Genomic DNA, 16,089 nt, shown 5'->3' on the forward strand with positions numbered 1-16,089 from the left:
CACCATCTTTAGTCTTCGTCATCTTGGGGGCGGTTATCCGCTTCAATGTCTGGTTGCGGTTTAAAGAACCCCTGGTCGACCCGCTCGCCAAAGTTCATGGCAATGTCGGGGCGGTAGGACGGTTCCACCTTACGGACAAACCCCATTTTCTTAATTTTAGTGGTCGCGGTTTGTACCTGATTTTCGTCAAGGTACAATACCACGTAATGTTGCTTATGGGATTGATATTGAATAATCCCGTAGCGCTTTAACTGTCGCGCCTGCTTCATCGAGTGCAAGTAAACGATCAGCGCGCGCCGTGGTTTTACTGTAAATGCCAATGCATGGTCACCCCTTCCTACGAGTGTGGCTGTTTAAATGTTAGGCTAGATTAGCTCGTTCGTCAACCGCTTTCCCTAGCAAGTCAAAAAAATCGGATTATGGGGCGGCACCCCACAATCCGATTCCGCTCAACCGCAACCATTAGTTACAATTAAGCTTGTCAGTTGGCACGGTAATGGAACCGTAACCAACCTTTATTTTGGTGTAATTTCAATTAACAGGTCATCCGTTTGAATGACGTCACCCGCACTGACGTACACGTGCGCGATGACCCCATCTTCCGGTGCTTGAATCGTGGTTTCCATCTTCATCGCTTCGGTGACGATCAGTGGCTGGCCCTTCTTAACTTCATCGCCCTTTTGAACGAGTAACTTAAGAACGGAACCACTCATCGTTGCCCCAACTTCGTTTTCGTTCGTCGGTTCCGCCTTGCGGATGTTCGAAGCAGTTTGGTGAACGGCGTTATCCTTAACCGTGATTTCTTGGTTTTGACCGTTGATACTAAAGTACAACGTCCGAATCCCATCCACGTCTGGTTCACTGATTTGGTTAAGTTTAACGATCATGGTCTTACCCTTAGCAAGTTCAATGTTAACCGTTTCGCCCAACCGCATTCCTTGGAAGAAGGTTGGCGTATCAAGTAACGAAATGTGGCCGTAAGTTTTATGGCTCTGCATGTATTCCAAGAAGACCTTCGGGTACATGATGTAGCTGAGCACTTCCTGATGATTAGGTTCGTGTCCAATTAAATCCTGCAACTTAGTCTTAACGGCTTCAAAATCAACCGGCTTAGCTAAACTCCCGGGACGAACCGTTAACGCCTTATGGTCCTTAAGAATAATCTTTTGGAGCTTCTTCGGGAAACCGCCTACCGGTTGACCAATGTTTCCGGCAAAGAAGTTAATGACGGAATCTGGGAAGTCATACTTCTCGCCGTGATCGTAAACGTCGTCGGGCGTTAAGTTGTTTTCCATCATGAAGAGCGCCATATCGCCAACTACTTTTGAACTAGGCGTCACTTTGATAATGTCGCCAAACATATCGTTAACGGTCGCATACATGTCCTTAACTTCTTCCCACCGGTCGCCGAGACCAACGGCTTTCGCTTGTTGTTGTAAGTTTGAATATTGACCACCCGGCATCTGGGTTTGATAAATATCAGTTTGTGGGCCGGTCATCCCGTTAGAAAAGTCTTGGTAGTACGGCCGAACCCCTTGCCAGTACCGGTTAATGGCTTCGACGTTATTAATATTGATAGCTGGTTGCCGATCGTTATGCGCTAAAGCGTAATATAGCGAACTCATCGATGGTTGACTCGTCGTCCCGGATAAGGCACTCGCCGCAACGTCCACGACGTCCACCCCGGCTTCGACCGCCCGGGCGTAGGTAAAGATTCCGTTCCCGGTCGTATCGTGCGTATGCAAGTGGACCGGAATATCGAGTGCGTCTTTCAGGGTTGAAATTAATTCATAAGCACCCTCAGGTTTCAGCACCCCGGCCATATCCTTAATCGCAATAATGTCCGCACCAGTCGATTGCAAATCAAGCGCTAACTGCCGGTAGTAGTTCAAGTCGTACTTCTGCCGGTTGGGATCCATAATATCGCCCGTATAACAAATCGTGGCTTCCGCAATTTTACCGGTTTCCTTAACGGCTTGAATACTCTTTTCCATTTGTGGAATCCAGTTTAAACTATCAAAGATCCGGAAAACATCGATTCCGCTTTTGGCTGCTTCCAAAATGAATTCGCGAATCACGTTATCTGGATAATTTTGATAGCCAACCGCGTTACTACCCCGGAATAGCATTTGAAACAGCGTCCGTGGCATTACTTTGCGCAGCTTACGTAGGCGGTCCCATGGATTTTCATTCAGAAAGCGGAACGCCACGTCAAAGGTAGCGCCGCCCCACATTTCATACGAAAATAGTTCCGGCATCGCTTTTTGTGACGCACCCGCAACGGCGAGCATATCCTTCGTCCGCATCCGCGTCGCAAACAGACTCTGGTGAGCATCCCGCATCGTTGTATCGGTTAACAGGACTTTCTTTTGCGCCAGCAACCATTCTTGGAGGCCTTTGACTCCCTTGGTATCCAGAACGTCCTTCGCAGTAACGATGTTCTTAGGCAGGGGCTTAAAGTTATCCTGAAATTCAACGTCGGGATAATACTTTTTGGAGTGTTGAGCCACGTCCGCAAAGCCGTTAACCGTGGTATTCCCGATATATTTCAACATCTTAGCTTCCTGTTGCGTATCATCTGGGAATTTGAACAGGCTCGGCGTATTGTCGATAAAGCGCGTATTGGCTTCGCCAGCTTGGAAAGTTGGGTTATCAATCACGTTTAACATGAACGGAATATTGGTCTTAACCCCGCGAATGTCAAATTCGACTAAGACCCGCCGCATTTTATGTACGGCGGCCTTAAAGTTACGGGCAACCACGCACGCCTTAACCAACAAGGAATCGTAATAAGGAGTTACAACCGCCCCCGAATAGGTATTCCCAGCATCGAGGCGCACGCCGTTCCCACCGGGCGAACGGTACGTTTCGATTCGACCAGTATCCGGCATGAAGTCGTTAGCGGGATCTTCAGTCGTGACCCGGCACTGAATCGCCGCCCCCTTGTAAGTTAACGCATCCTGGTGCGGTAAGTGGAGATCTTCAAACAAATCCCCGCCCATCGCGATTTTTAACTGGGCGTGCACAATATCAATTTCAGTGATCATTTCGGTAACGGTGTGTTCTACTTGAATCCGTGGGTTAACTTCCATGAAGTAGAACTGGTCGCCTTCAACCAAAAATTCAACCGTCGCCGCGTTCAAGTAATGCACACTCTTCATCAAATCAACGGCGGCGTTACAAATCCGTTGCCGTAATTCGATTGGGAGTGAAACCGCCGGGGCAAATTCAATGACCTTTTGGTTACGCCGTTGAACGGAACAATCCCGTTCATATAAGTGCATCACGTTACCGTGGGAGTCCCCTAAAATCTGGACTTCAATGTGCTTCGGGTGAGCGATGAATTTTTCTAAGTAAATTTCGTCGTCGCCAAAGGACTGTTTAGCTTCCGAACGAGCCCGGTCAAAGGCTTCCTGTAATTCGGAGGCTTCGCGAACAATTCGCATCCCGCGGCCGCCACCACCCATGGCCGCCTTGATCATAATTGGAAAACCGTATTTTTGTGTAAATTGTAAAGCTTCATTCAAACTGCTAACGGGATGAAGGGTACTTGGAATCGTTTGGACACCAGCATCCTGGGCAACCTGCTTAGCCGTGATTTTATCGCCAAACATGTCTAATTGCTCCGGTGTTGGTCCGATAAAGGTCATCCCTTCATCCGCAACGCGTCGCGCAAAGGTGGCGTTTTCGGCTAAAAACCCGTAGCCCGGATGAATCGCATCAACGTGATTTTCTTTTGCGATTCGGATAATATCCTCGATATCAAGGTAAGCTGCAATCGGCGCATCTCCCGCACCAACGAGGTAGGCCTCGTCAGCTTTAAAGCGGTGAACCGAAAACTCATCTTCTTTGGCGTAGATCGCAACAGTCTGCAAGCCCAATTCGTGACAGGCACGAATGACCCGGGTCGCAATTTCGCCACGGTTAGCAATTAATACTTTTTTCACCAAAATCCCTCATTTCCAAAAAAATCGACCTAACCTGCTTGCAAAACGGCGTTCTGACGCTCCATCTTCTCAAGCGCACTAACGTTTAACACCAATCCGAGTGATAACGTCAAAACAACCATACTGGAACCCCCGTAACTAACAAACGGGAACGTCACCCCAGTAATTGGGATGATGCCAACAATTCCACCAACGTTAATAAATGCCTGGATAGTCATGTAGGCGGCTACCCCGTAACAAACTAATGAATTGAACGTATTTCGTGACCGTACACCAATGTAGAGGGTCCGTAATACAATTAAAAGTAACAATCCCATAATAAAAATAACGCCAATTAGCCCGAGTTCTTCCGCAGTGATTGACATAATAAAGTCGGTGTTGGGCTCGGGTAAGTACCCTCGCTTTTGAAGGCTATTCCCGATTCCAACGCCAGTCAAGCCACCGTTGGAAATGGCATAGTACGAATTTACGAGCTGCGTCCCGGCACCAGACGCGGTTTTAAACGGATCTAAAAAGCCTAAGAACCGACGTAACTGGTACGAATTATCAAATGCGGACTGCGGTAAACTGCTCACGTAAGGGATAACCACCAAATTGAATAGTACGACGACCGCAGCCGCCCCACCAATCCCAATTAAGTAAGAAATTCCACTGGCCGCAAGAATTACCGCAGCAATCGCGAGGTTGATGGTTGCGCCACCAAGGTCTGGTTGAACTAAAATCAACGCAATCATCGCCGTAATCATGACAAACTGCGGCGCTAACGCCGTAAACTGGGCGCGTCCAAAGCGATCTTCGCGTTGGGCAATGATGGCGGCTAAGTAAATAATCAAGTAGAATTTACAAAACTCAGCCGGCTGAATTGAAAAGGGGCCAAACGTCAGCCATCCGGCTGCCCCGTTAATTGACTTCCCAACGGCCCGTAGTCCTAGCAAAACGACTAGCATGGCAAATCCAAGAATTCCCAGTAGCTTCGTTCGCTTAAAATACGTAATTTTCAAATTCATACAAATCATCGTTACGAGTAGCCCAATGCCCACCCAAACAACTTGTTTCGTTAAGTAGCCGGTTGGCGTTAGTCCGTTTTCAGCGGCGACGTACGAACTTGCTGAATAAACCATGACAATCCCAATCGCAGATAGGATCAAGTACGGCACGAATAGCGCGTAATCCAAATAATGCATCTTTTTCAAAATCATGTGCTTCAATCCCACCCTGTTAACTAACTTCATTTGGCACGATTTCGTCATAATAGTGCTTACAGTTCGCTTGCAACAATTATAGCATAGTCCTTTTTCACGCGGCATGTGAAACTAGTCATTTACCAGATTTTTAGTGTTTTTTTCAAAAAAAACGTCCGCCAATATCCGCCAATAACTGGCGGACGCTTACAAACCGAATATTCGGCTTACTTATTCATTTTACGTTTCTTAGATTCCTTTTCACGTGCGTTCGTGTTTAACGTACGTTTACGTAAGCGAACGTGATCTGGCGTAATTTCACAATATTCATCACTGTTCAAGAATTCCAAGGATTCTTCAAGGGTCAAGTGCGTTGGCGTCTTAATTGTCGCCGTTAAGTCCTTGTTTGAAGAACGGACGTTAGTCATGTTCTTACCCTTGGTAATGTTAACCGAAATATCGTTTTCACGACTATTTTGACCAACAATCATCCCTTCATATACGTCGGTACCTGGGTCAACAAAAATCGTTCCCCGGTCTTCAATCCCCATCGTAGCGTAAGTCGTCGTCTTACCCTGGTTGATTGAAACTAAGGCACCGTTACGACGGCCAGGGTTCCAGTTCTTAATCACTGGCAAGTACTTCGAGAAGGTATGGTTCATGATTCCGTAACCACGCGTTAAGGACAAGAATTCAGTTGAGTAACCGATCAAGCCCCGTGAAGGTGCTAAGAACGTTAAGCGGGTTTGGTTGTTACCCGTGCTTTCCATGTTCTTCATTTCAGCTTTCCGCTTCGATAAAGTATCGATAATCGCACCCGTATATTCGTCCGGCGTATCGATTTGAACGGATTCGAACGGTTCGCAACGTTCGCCATCGACGTCGCGGTAAATAACTTCTGGACGGGACGCTTGTAATTCGTAACCTTCACGTCGTAACGTTTCGATTAAGATTGACAAGTGCAATTCCCCACGGCCTGAAACAACCCATGAACCAGGTTCATCAGTGTCATCAACCCGTAACGAAACGTCGGTTTCCAATTCAGCCTTCAACCGCATTTCAAGTTGACGAGCCGTCACGAACTTACCATCTTGACCCGCAAATGGGGATGAGTTCGTCCCAAAGGTCATTTGTAAGGTTGGTTCGTCGATCCGTAAGATTGGTAACGCTTCTGGTGTTGCTGAATCCGCAACGGTTTCACCAACGTTAATGTCTTCCATCCCAGAAACCGCAACTAAGTCCCCAGCGTGGGCTTCGTTGATTTCCAACCGTTGTAACCCGAAGAACCCAAATAACTTCGTTACCCGGAAGTTCTTTTGGCTACCGTCTAACTTCATGACCGTAACGCTGTCACCAACTTTAATCGTTCCCCGGAAAACCCGGCCGATTCCAACCCGACCAACGTAGTCGTTATAGTCTAACAAGGCTACTTGGAATTGGAGTGGTTCTTCTGAATTATCAATTGGTGCTGGAATAGTTTTAATAATCGTGTCAAAAATTGGCTTCATCGTGTGTTCCTGCTTAGCAGGATCTGATTCGTAGCTTGAAGTCCCGTTTAAAGCTGAAACGTAAACCACTGGGAAGTCTAATTGCGATTCATCAGCCCCTAATTCAATAAAGAGGTCTAAAACTTCGTCAACAACTTCTTCAGGACGGGCACCCGGGCGGTCAATTTTGTTGATGACGACGATTGGTGTTAAATGTTGTTCCAAAGCCTTCTTCAAAACGAAACGCGTCTGTGGCATCGTTCCTTCGAAAGCGTCGACAACTAATAACACACCGTCAACCATTCGCATGATCCGCTCAACTTCACCACCGAAGTCCGCGTGTCCTGGGGTATCCAAGATGTTAATTTGTTTGTCGCCGTACCGAACGGCCGTGTTCTTTGAAAGGATCGTGATACCGCGTTCCTTTTCAATGGCATTAGTGTCCATGGCCCGATCACCAATCGTTGTGTGCTCATCTAAGGTATCCGATTGTTTAAGCATTTCGTTAACCAACGTCGTTTTACCGTGGTCAACGTGGGCAATAATGGCAATGTTGCGGATATCATCTCTAAATTTCAAAATTGATCTTCCTTTCGTCCTTCAAAATTCTAACCATCAACCGATAGCAGAAATCTTACATATATTAATACAAACCGTCGTTACTATCAAGTTTCTTGAGCTGACTTAACTATCCGTAACGACGTTTTCAATGGTTTTCATCGGTTGGCATAAAAAAACTGTGACGTATGGGTCACAGTCCCATCTTTTACTTGCCGATCGCCAAAATCGTGCGTGAAGCACGCTGTGTCGCTACTAGTACAGCACCAGATGATAACATATTAACCGGCGTGCCGTCAACTTGTGTCATCACTAACCCTAAACTTTCAGCTAAGACCCGCCCGGCCGCAAAGTCCCACGGTCTCAGATAAGAACAATAGGCAATCAGTTCGCCCGTTAAGACCTGACTGATTTGAATCCCCGCACTACCAGTAATTCGGGGTCCTAGGCTTTGCGCAACAATGGCTTGCATCTGGTACCGATTCTCAATTAATAACGGTGCACTGGCTCCAAATAACCCCTGGGTTAAATCTAAATTTTCCGGTGCTTTAAGTGGCCGGCCGTTGACGGTGACCCCCACTCGCGGCCCACCGGCATAGAGTCGCTCACCCATCACATCATAAATGTACCCCAAAGTGGGTTGGCCGTCGACATAATACCCGATCATCATCGCAAAGTGGTTGCGCTGGTGCACAAAATTCATCGTCCCGTCAATCGGATCAACGATCCATACGTGACCCGCCATGGTCGTGACGCGGTCCCCACGTCCTTCCTCAGCTAAAATATGCGCCTGCGGGTCCAGTCTCCGAATTTGCGCAACGAGAAAATCTTCATTGCTATGATCAACATTGGTTACAAGGTCGCGCCTACTCGTTTTTTCGGCCACGGTCAGGGTGGTTCCCATTTTAGCTAACACGGTTGCGCGGGCTTCGCGTAAGGCCGCTTGAACGGCTTGGTTTAGTTGTTCCAGTGCACTTTTTTCCACGTTTGTCACCTAACCTTGAACTTTAAAGCGTTGTTTGTTGCTGGCGTTTGCCGCCCGGATAGTGCGATAAATACTATATCCCGACGCTGCCTCAAATTCACGACCCAAACGCTTTTCTTCGGATTTAGCAGGTACGACCGTTTTAAACGCCCGGTAAGCCGCTAATAACGCGGCCGTTTCCGTCCCCGTTTCGTTAGCCGCTTCCACTTGTTGATACAACGTTGTCACCGTAATAATTTCGGCCGTAGTCCAAGTATCATCGAGTGGGTACTGATAATTTGCATTACTGTTTGTCATCTTGATCAAGCTCCCCGGCAGTCACCCGCGCTAATTGCTCACGGACCTGCGTTGCAATTTCACGATATTCCTTTTGTTCCTCATCCGAAAGCACCATATCAGCTAAGTGTTTAATGCCATTGGCACTCACCAACACCGGCGAAGCTAGCCCCACGAGCTGGTCTTCAGTATCCGTTTGGACGTTGGTAACCGTCCCAATAAATGGTTGCTGCTGATAAAACGCATTCAGGATCCGTACTAATGCTAACACACTTAGGGTTTGATTGGTAACCACGGCCGGATCATCAATTCGATCAGCCGCCGCCGTCATTTCATCCATCCCAAAATTAATATCTTGATTAGCTAGGTACGTCAGCACCGGGGCCGGTCCAATGTAGGAGCGACTCCACGAAATTAAGTGGGCCGCAGCGGTCCCGACAACGAACGCCCGGACATCGTTAGTCCCGACGTTAAATTGTTGGCGCAGTAACTGCTCCAATAAGCGGCTTTCCGGTAAAGTCCCGAGTCCCAGCACCTTTTGATGATCAACCCCGCTAAAACGGGCTGCTAAGACGCTTAAAACGGCATCGTTACTGCCTGCTAAAATCAACTTCCCGTTAAAGCCCGCGCCCATCGCGTCGTTCACAAACGCTCTAAACAACGGTAACGTCGCCGTTAAATCACCCTCAGCATCGCCATCACTAGCTAAGGGTACCAAGTTACCAATAATTAAACTATCTGCTTGCGAGTAATCTGGTTTCACTTCCGCGGCCAAGCCAAAGTGGCGGCAAGTTAAACTAGCCGTAACTAATGACTGGTAACGCGGGGTTTCGTCCGCATCGGTGGCAACGACCAACTTGAACGGTAAGTCCTTGGCCATTGCAATTAAAATTAATTGTTGTACGAATTCGAATAATCCACGAATAATCACTGTATTGTTCATGACAATCCCTCCAACCTTCGCTAACAATTGTACCTGAGCTGTCAACGAATTCAAGTAAACATTAACGAAAAGCTTACCCTTTTGTAACATTGTCAAAAGAGCTCGTAACCGCACCCATCAAGCAGTAGTTTAGCGACCACGGTTTTGCCGGTAGCTAATTTAGTCCTATGTACAACGAAAGTTTGAGAACAAACGCCCTCAAACTTTCGGTTCCGAATTATTTCGGTTAATTTAGATATGTGTTGGGAAGCCCATTGCAACGTCCGCGGCTTCTTGAACAACTTCACCCAAAGTTGGGTGTGGATGAATCGTCAACGCTAAGTCTTCAACGTTCATCCCGCCATTAACGGCAACGCTCAATTCAGAAATCAAGTCACTCGCGCCGGGGCCGGCAATTTGGGCACCCACGATGGTTCCTTCATCCTTAGTTGAGACTAAGCGGAAGAAGCCTTCCATTGAGTCCAACGAAATTGCCCGACCATTCCCAGCAAACGGGAATTTAGAAGCGGTTACTTTTAAGCCCGCGTCTTCGGCTTCGGCCTTAGTCATTCCGACCGTCGCTAATTCTGGATCAGTAAAGCAAACTGCGGGAACCGAAACGTAGTCATTCGCCGTCTTCTTGCCACTGATTGCGCCTGCCGCGACTTTTGCTTCCGCAAAGGCTTTGTGTGCCAACGCTGGTCCAGCAACAATGTCACCGATTGCAAAGATGTCTTCAGCAGCGGTCCGACCTTGTTGGTCAACTTCGATCAGGCCCCGGTCCGTTAACTTAACGTCCGTATATTCAAGCCCCATGTCGTCCGTGTTTGGCCGCCGACCAACCGTAACCATGCAGTAATCCGCATGAACGGTACTTTCCTTACCATCAACGGCGTAAGTGACCGTTACGCCACTGCCATCTTGCTCGGAGTTCTTAGCCATGGCGTTCGTAATGACGTCAACGCCCTTCTTCTTAAAGTCGTTAAGAACTAGCTTAACCATGTCTTTTTCGAAGTTTGGTAAGATTTGCTTGGTTCCTTCAAGAATTGTAACGTGCGCACCTAAGTTAGCATAAGCGCCGGCCAATTCAGAACCAATGTAGCCCCCACCAATAACGACCAATTCTTTCGGTACTTCTGGCAAGTTCAAGCCACCAGTCGAGTCAACGACCCGACCTTCAAACTTAAAGCCTGGGATTTCAACTGGGCGGGACCCCGTTGCAATAATCAGGTGTTTAAATTTATAGGTCTGACCAGTGTGATCCCCATTCATAACACGTAACGTGTGGTTATCGTGCATGTAAGCTTCACCCTTGACCACTTCAACTTTGTGCTTTTTGAGTAACATCCGGACCCCGTTCGTTAACCGGTCAACCACTTGGTGGTCCTTCCAGTCTTGCGTCACTTTAAAGTCTAGAACGGGATCTTGAATATTTTTAATCCCAAAAATCTTACTATCCTTTGTTTCTTGTAAACGATGACCGGCACTAATCAGTGCTTTTGATGGAATACAGCCAACGTTTAAGCAGACACCACCGATATATTCCTTTTCAACCACGGTGACTTTTTGACCGAGTTCCGCGGCCCGGATCGCAGCGACGTAGCCCCCGGGGCCCGCGCCAATGATCATTGTATCGCGTTCTTCAGCAAAATCTCCTACAACCATTCTGACCTCATCCTTCCATCAATAGTAACTCTGGATCATGCAGCAATTGCTTCAATAAGTTCATTGCCTTTTGAGCAGTGGCCCCGTCGATTAAACGGTGGTCGAAACTTAAGGATAACTTCTGCATCTTACCAACAACGATTTCGCCGTCTTCGTTGACGTACGGTTCCTTACCAATTCGGCCAACCCCTAAAATAGCAACTTCAGGTTGGTTAATTACTGGTGTGAACCAGCCACCACCGATGGACCCGATGTTGGTAATGGTGATTGAAGCACCACTCATTTCACTAGGCTTTAATTTCCCGTCGTACGCTTTTTGCGTATTTTCAGTAATTTCCTTGGCAATGGCAAATAAGCCCTTACCTTCGGCATGCTTAATGTTTGGTACTAACAATCCACGATCAGTATCCGTAGCGATCCCGATGTTGTAATAGTGTTTATAAACAATTTCCTTATTGGCATCATCAATTGACGCATTGAAAGCCGGGTACTGTTGTAAGACGGCAACCAAAGCCTTCGCAATGTATGGTAAGAAGGTCAAATGAATATCGCGGTCAGCCGCAATTGCTTTGTACTTCTTCCGGTGAGCCATTAACGCACTCACTTCAACTTCGTCAAAGAGGGTCACGTGTGGCGAAGTCAATTTACTGTGCATCGTGACCTTCGCAATCGTCTTCCGAATTGGGGTCATCTTTTCGCGCGTTTCTAATTCTGGAGTATCAGAAACGTACGGCTTAACTGGCGCTGGCTTAGCTTCAGTAGCCGCCGGTGCCGTTTCAGCAGGCGCCGCGGTTGCAGCTGGTTGAGCCGCAGCGGCTGGCGCACTTGCGTAGTTGTCAATATCCTGCTTCGTCACTTGCCCGTGGGCACCACTTGCAGTAACTAAAGTAATATCAACGTCCTTATCCCGGGCATATTGCCGAACGGATGGCATTGCCAAGACCCGCTTATTCGGGTCACTTGGCGTAACCGGGGCACTGGCAGCAGCTTCAGAAGCTGGCGCCGAACTTTCAGCTGCGGCTGGTTTGTCTGCGGCAGCGCTTTCAGCTGGGGCCGCATCCGTCGCACTATTATCGCCAGAACCGTCATCAATGGTAACAATTACGTCACCAATTTTAGCAGTTTCACCTTCAGGAACTAAAATCTTTAATACTTTACCGTCAACCGGTGAAGGTAATTCTTCCACCGATTTATCGTTTTGAATTTCAACTAGAGAATCGTCTTCTTTGACTTCATCACCAGGTTTTACGAGCCATGATGCAATTTCGCCTTCTTCGAGGCCTTCACCAAGCTCTGGTAATTTAAACTCGTAAGCCATTGGATAACTTCCTTTCATGACAGCCCGAGCGGCTGTTTATCGATTTTTGATCTTAATATTAGTAGTTCAAGATCTCGCGGGTCTTTGCTTCAATTTCATCTTCAGCTGGTAACCAGTCGTCTTCAGCCAAACCAAATGGATAAACGGTATCTGGTGCTGAAACCCGACCAACCGGGGCACTAAGATAAAGGGCACCCTTTTCAGCGATTAAGGAAGCCACGTTAGCTGCGATCCCAGCTTGACGTTGAGCTTCTTGAATGGCAACGGCGCGACCCGTCTTTTCAACGGACTTCAAAATCGTTTCTTCATCTAATGGTGATAAAGTCCGTAAATCGACAACTTCAACGGAAATTCCTTCTTTTTCAAGCTTGTCCGCAACCTTCAATGACTGGTTAACTTGTGCACTGTAGGCAATCAATGAAATATCGGTTCCTTCGCGAACAACGTTGGCCTTATCTAACGGCACAGTGTAAGCTTCATCCGGAATATCCGCCTTCATGGAGCGGTATAACTTCAGGTTTTCAAGGAAGAAGACCGGGTCGTTATTCCGAATTGATGAAATCAATAAGCCCTTAGCATCGTATGGGTTGGATGGCGTAACCACGCGTAACCCAGGGATTTGTGCCAAGTAACCTTCCAAAGAGTCAGCATGCATTTCAGGAGTGTGCGTCCCACCACCATATGGTGACCGAATCGTAATTGGCATGTGCCGCGTACCACCAGTCCGGAAGCGTTCCCGTGACATTTGACCCGCAATTGAATCTAAGGTTTCAAATACGAACCCTAAGAATTGAATTTCGGGAATTGGCCGGAAGCCTTCGAGGGCTAACCCAATTGATAAGCCACCGATACCAGATTCAGCTAAAGGAGTATCGAAAACCCGGTCTTCACCGAATTCAGCTTGTAGGCCATCGGTTGCCCGGAAGACCCCACCGTTTTTACCAACGTCTTCACCAAAAATCAAGGTGCGATCATCGGACCCTAATTCTAATCGAAGTGCATCGGTAATCGCTTGAATATATGTTTTCTTTGACATGTTACTTCGACTCCTTTGCTTGGAATTCCGTAATTTGATTTTGAATGTTTTGTGGTTGTTCTTCAAAAACATTCGCCAAGAAATCGGTCATTTTTTGCTTTGGTGCATCGTCCGCTTGCTTAACAGCGGCCTTAATATCTGCTTTAACTTGTTCAACGTATTCGTTTTCTTGTTCTTCTGACCAGGCACCTTGATCCGTCAAGTACTTGCGGTAACGAATTAATGGATCGTTGTCGAACCATGGTTCTTCTTCGTCCTTCGTCCGGTAACGCTTAGGATCATCACCAGCGTTAGTATGTGGTCCGAACCGGTAAGTCAAGGTTTCAATCATAACCGGGCCGTTACCAGCAGCTGCGTATTCACGGGCCGCCTTGGTAACTTCGTAAACGGCCAAGAAGTCCATCCCATCAACCTGAACGCTCGGAATACCAGCAGCCACCGCTTTTTGGGCCAGCGTCTTAGCAGCCGTTTGTTTCCGGCGTGGTACTGAAATGGCATAACCGTTGTTTTGAACGATGAACACGGCTGGGGCTTGGAACGCGCCTGCAAAGTTCATTCCTTCATAGAAGTCACCTTGCGACGTCCCACCATCACCGGTATAAGCATAAGCAACTTTGTCCGGCGTCTTATTCTTCTTAATCCCGAGCGCAACTCCAGCAGCTTGCACGTATTGCGCACCAATAATGATTTGCGGTGGCATTGCGTGGAAGTCTTCTGGATATTCATTTCCTAAAACGTGGCCTCGTGACCAGAGGAAGGCTTTGTATACGGGTAAACCGTGTTGGATCACTTGTGGAATATCCCGGTACGCAGGCATCAAAACGTCCGTCTTCTTCATTGCGGCGTTGGTCCCCATTTCACTGGCTTCCTGACCTTCAGTTGGTGCGTAGAAGCCCAAGCGGCCTTGACGCGTCAACGCGTTAGAACGTTGGTGTAACGTCCGTTCCCAGATCATCAGTTTTAAAAAGTCTACTAATTGATCGTTTGAATACTTAGCGACAATTTCTGGTTTAACTACTTTAGATTGTCCATCCATTACTTGCACGGGTTTGAAATCGTTTCCCAACGCATCACGGATTGCACTAAAATCAACGATTGATTTTTCGTTGCCCATAAATGACACATCCCTTTCATGAACGTACGGGCCGGTGCCGACTGGCTCGGCTCGTAATCGTTTTCAAAATTACAAGTCTAATTTACCATTGCCTTCCAAGTTTTGCAAGCCCTTTCAAACGCCTTGATACCGGCGCTGACCGCCAAAATGATTGTGAATTATTTCATTTGTCAACTCAGCTAACTTTCATTTTTTCTATTGATTATTTCATATCTTCTATCAATCACACTTTTTTAAAAACCGTTTCTACATTTTCATAGCCGCTTATGCTAAACTAGTTTTATATATGAGAAAATGCGCGGTCCTTGAGATCACAGTATAGTTTTTGGAGGTAGTTTGGATTGATCAAAATGCGAGATATCATCCGTGAAGGCAACGACACCCTACGTGCCGAAGCTAAACCAGTACAATTTCCCCTTAGTGAAACTGATCAAAAATTAGCTAAGGATATGATGGAATACTTAGAGAACAGTCAAGACCCTGAACTAGCCCGTAAATACGGGTTACGTGCTGGTGTTGGCTTGGCCGCACCCCAAGTCGACGTGTCCAAACAAATGGCGGCCGTCCTTGTTCCGGGCGAAACCGACGATGCTGATCCGGTATTTAAGGACGTCATCATCAACCCGGTCATTGTTAGCCATTCCGTTCAACCTGGTGCGCTTACAGAAGGTGAAGGTTGCCTTTCCGTTGACCGTGACGTTGCAGGTTACGTGATTCGTCACGACCGAATCACGCTACGGTACTACAATACCGCTGGTGAACAAAAGAAGATCCGGTTGAAGAATTATCCCGCCATCGTTTGTCAACATGAAATCGACCACTTACACGGGATTCTGTTCTACGACCACATCAACACGTCGCAACCGTTTGCCGCAGACGACGACCTCGTCTTAATTTCCTAATACAAACTAAACGAAAAGGCCGACCCAATCGCTGATTGGGCCGGCCTTTTCGTTTAATTACCAGTATTTAACCGCCGTAAGTCTTCAAGGTATTCATAGGTTGCTTCATTCATTAAATAAGCGACGTCCAGGTGCAATTGGCCATCACGCAACCAAGCATCCGTGACACGGAGGGCCGGCCCTGCCGCTTGAAAAGCCGTTAACTGCTGGGCGGCCGCAACTCGTTCCAACTGATTATTGAAAAGTCGACGGACTTCCGGTAAATCTAAGGTGACCATTCCGGGGGTCTCCAGCACGTATTCAAAAACCATGACGCCCCGGCCCCAAACGTCCGCGACCGGTACTGAATGAATCAAGCCAGCCACTTCTTGAACGGCAACGTTCGCCGCAAGCGTCTGCAGTGCTTGCTGCATAGCTTGGTCTACCGTTCGCTGCCCAGCTAGCCGAATCTTGAGCGCCGCTCGCTTTAAAACCTGGCGGCGTAGAATTTCATAAATGATAACTGCAATTAATATCCCACCAATAATAATTAACCAAGTTTGCATAGGCCCCCTCCTCATTTAAAGCTGTTTATTGATTCACAAATTCCAAAATTTTATCTAAAAATATTCGAATTTAGCATAACATGTTTCATAAAAAAATTTTCCGAAAGACGCTTATTCTTTGAAGAAAGTTAACATTGTATACACCCTTAGGGA

General features: G+C 47.3%; 13 protein-coding genes. 1 reads left to right on the plus strand and 12 read right to left on the minus strand.

Annotated features, from left to right (window positions below; genetic code table 11):
* Positions 1–8: 8 nt before the first annotated feature.
* From FFM79_RS09940 to pdhA, 11 genes are all read right to left on the minus strand, one after another.
* Positions 9–320 carry a YlbG family protein gene (locus tag FFM79_RS09940; RefSeq protein ID WP_137643325.1) on the minus strand — a complete coding sequence of 104 codons (312 nt, stop codon included), beginning with the start codon at positions 318–320 and terminating at the stop codon, positions 9–11.
* Positions 321–515: 195 nt separating this feature from the next.
* On the minus strand, positions 516–3,947 hold the full coding sequence (locus FFM79_RS09945; protein WP_137643326.1) for a pyruvate carboxylase: 3,432 nt from the start codon (positions 3,945–3,947) through the stop codon (positions 516–518).
* 29 nt (positions 3,948–3,976) lie between these two features.
* Positions 3,977–5,143: an FtsW/RodA/SpoVE family cell cycle protein gene (locus FFM79_RS09950; protein ID WP_137643353.1), complete on the minus strand. Its 1,167-nt coding sequence runs from the start codon at positions 5,141–5,143 to the stop codon at positions 3,977–3,979.
* A gap of 212 nt (positions 5,144–5,355) precedes the next feature.
* Positions 5,356–7,194 (minus strand): translational GTPase TypA, encoded by a 1,839-nt coding sequence (typA, locus tag FFM79_RS09955; RefSeq protein ID WP_137643327.1) that lies wholly within the window; start codon positions 7,192–7,194, stop codon positions 5,356–5,358.
* A 187-nt stretch (positions 7,195–7,381) separates the two neighbouring features.
* The gene (locus FFM79_RS09960; protein WP_137643328.1) at positions 7,382–8,158 is read right to left on the minus strand and encodes an inositol monophosphatase family protein; all 777 of its coding nucleotides are present in this window, start codon (positions 8,156–8,158) and stop codon (positions 7,382–7,384) included.
* A gap of 9 nt (positions 8,159–8,167) precedes the next feature.
* Positions 8,168–8,461: a UPF0223 family protein gene (locus FFM79_RS09965; protein ID WP_371852208.1), complete on the minus strand. Its 294-nt coding sequence runs from the start codon at positions 8,459–8,461 to the stop codon at positions 8,168–8,170.
* Complete coding sequence (locus tag FFM79_RS09970) at positions 8,442–9,377, minus strand: Rossmann-fold NAD(P)-binding domain-containing protein (RefSeq protein ID WP_137643330.1); 936 nt, start codon at positions 9,375–9,377, stop codon at positions 8,442–8,444. Before FFM79_RS09970 ends, FFM79_RS09965 begins: the two co-directional genes overlap by 20 nt.
* Positions 9,378–9,608: 231 nt before the next feature.
* Entirely contained in the window at positions 9,609–11,021 is a 1,413-nt protein-coding gene (lpdA, locus tag FFM79_RS09975) for a dihydrolipoyl dehydrogenase (RefSeq protein WP_137643331.1), read from the minus strand.
* 7 nt (positions 11,022–11,028) lie between these two features.
* Positions 11,029–12,339, minus strand: a complete 1,311-nt coding sequence (locus tag FFM79_RS09980) for a 2-oxo acid dehydrogenase subunit E2 (RefSeq protein ID WP_137643332.1) — start codon at positions 12,337–12,339, stop codon at positions 11,029–11,031.
* Positions 12,340–12,397: 58 nt separating this feature from the next.
* The gene (locus FFM79_RS09985) at positions 12,398–13,375 is read right to left on the minus strand and encodes an alpha-ketoacid dehydrogenase subunit beta (RefSeq protein ID WP_137643333.1); all 978 of its coding nucleotides are present in this window, start codon (positions 13,373–13,375) and stop codon (positions 12,398–12,400) included.
* Position 13,376: 1 nt separating this feature from the next.
* Entirely contained in the window at positions 13,377–14,489 is a 1,113-nt protein-coding gene (gene pdhA / locus FFM79_RS09990) for a pyruvate dehydrogenase (acetyl-transferring) E1 component subunit alpha (protein ID WP_137643334.1), read from the minus strand.
* 341 nt (positions 14,490–14,830) lie between these two features.
* Here pdhA and def point away from each other — a divergent pair, with 341 nt between their 5' ends.
* Positions 14,831–15,391: a peptide deformylase gene (gene def / locus FFM79_RS09995; protein WP_137643335.1), complete on the plus strand. Its 561-nt coding sequence runs from the start codon at positions 14,831–14,833 to the stop codon at positions 15,389–15,391.
* Positions 15,392–15,444: 53 nt separating this feature from the next.
* Here the strand turns inward: def and FFM79_RS10000 are convergent, their stop codons facing one another.
* A complete protein-coding gene (locus FFM79_RS10000) occupies positions 15,445–15,936 on the minus strand; it encodes a hypothetical protein (protein WP_137643336.1) in 492 nt (163 codons plus the stop codon).
* Positions 15,937–16,089 lie beyond the last annotated feature (153 nt).

The sequence above is a fragment of the Lactiplantibacillus modestisalitolerans genome (assembly GCF_005405425.1).
GTDB classification, from domain to species: domain Bacteria; phylum Bacillota; class Bacilli; order Lactobacillales; family Lactobacillaceae; genus Lactiplantibacillus; species Lactiplantibacillus modestisalitolerans.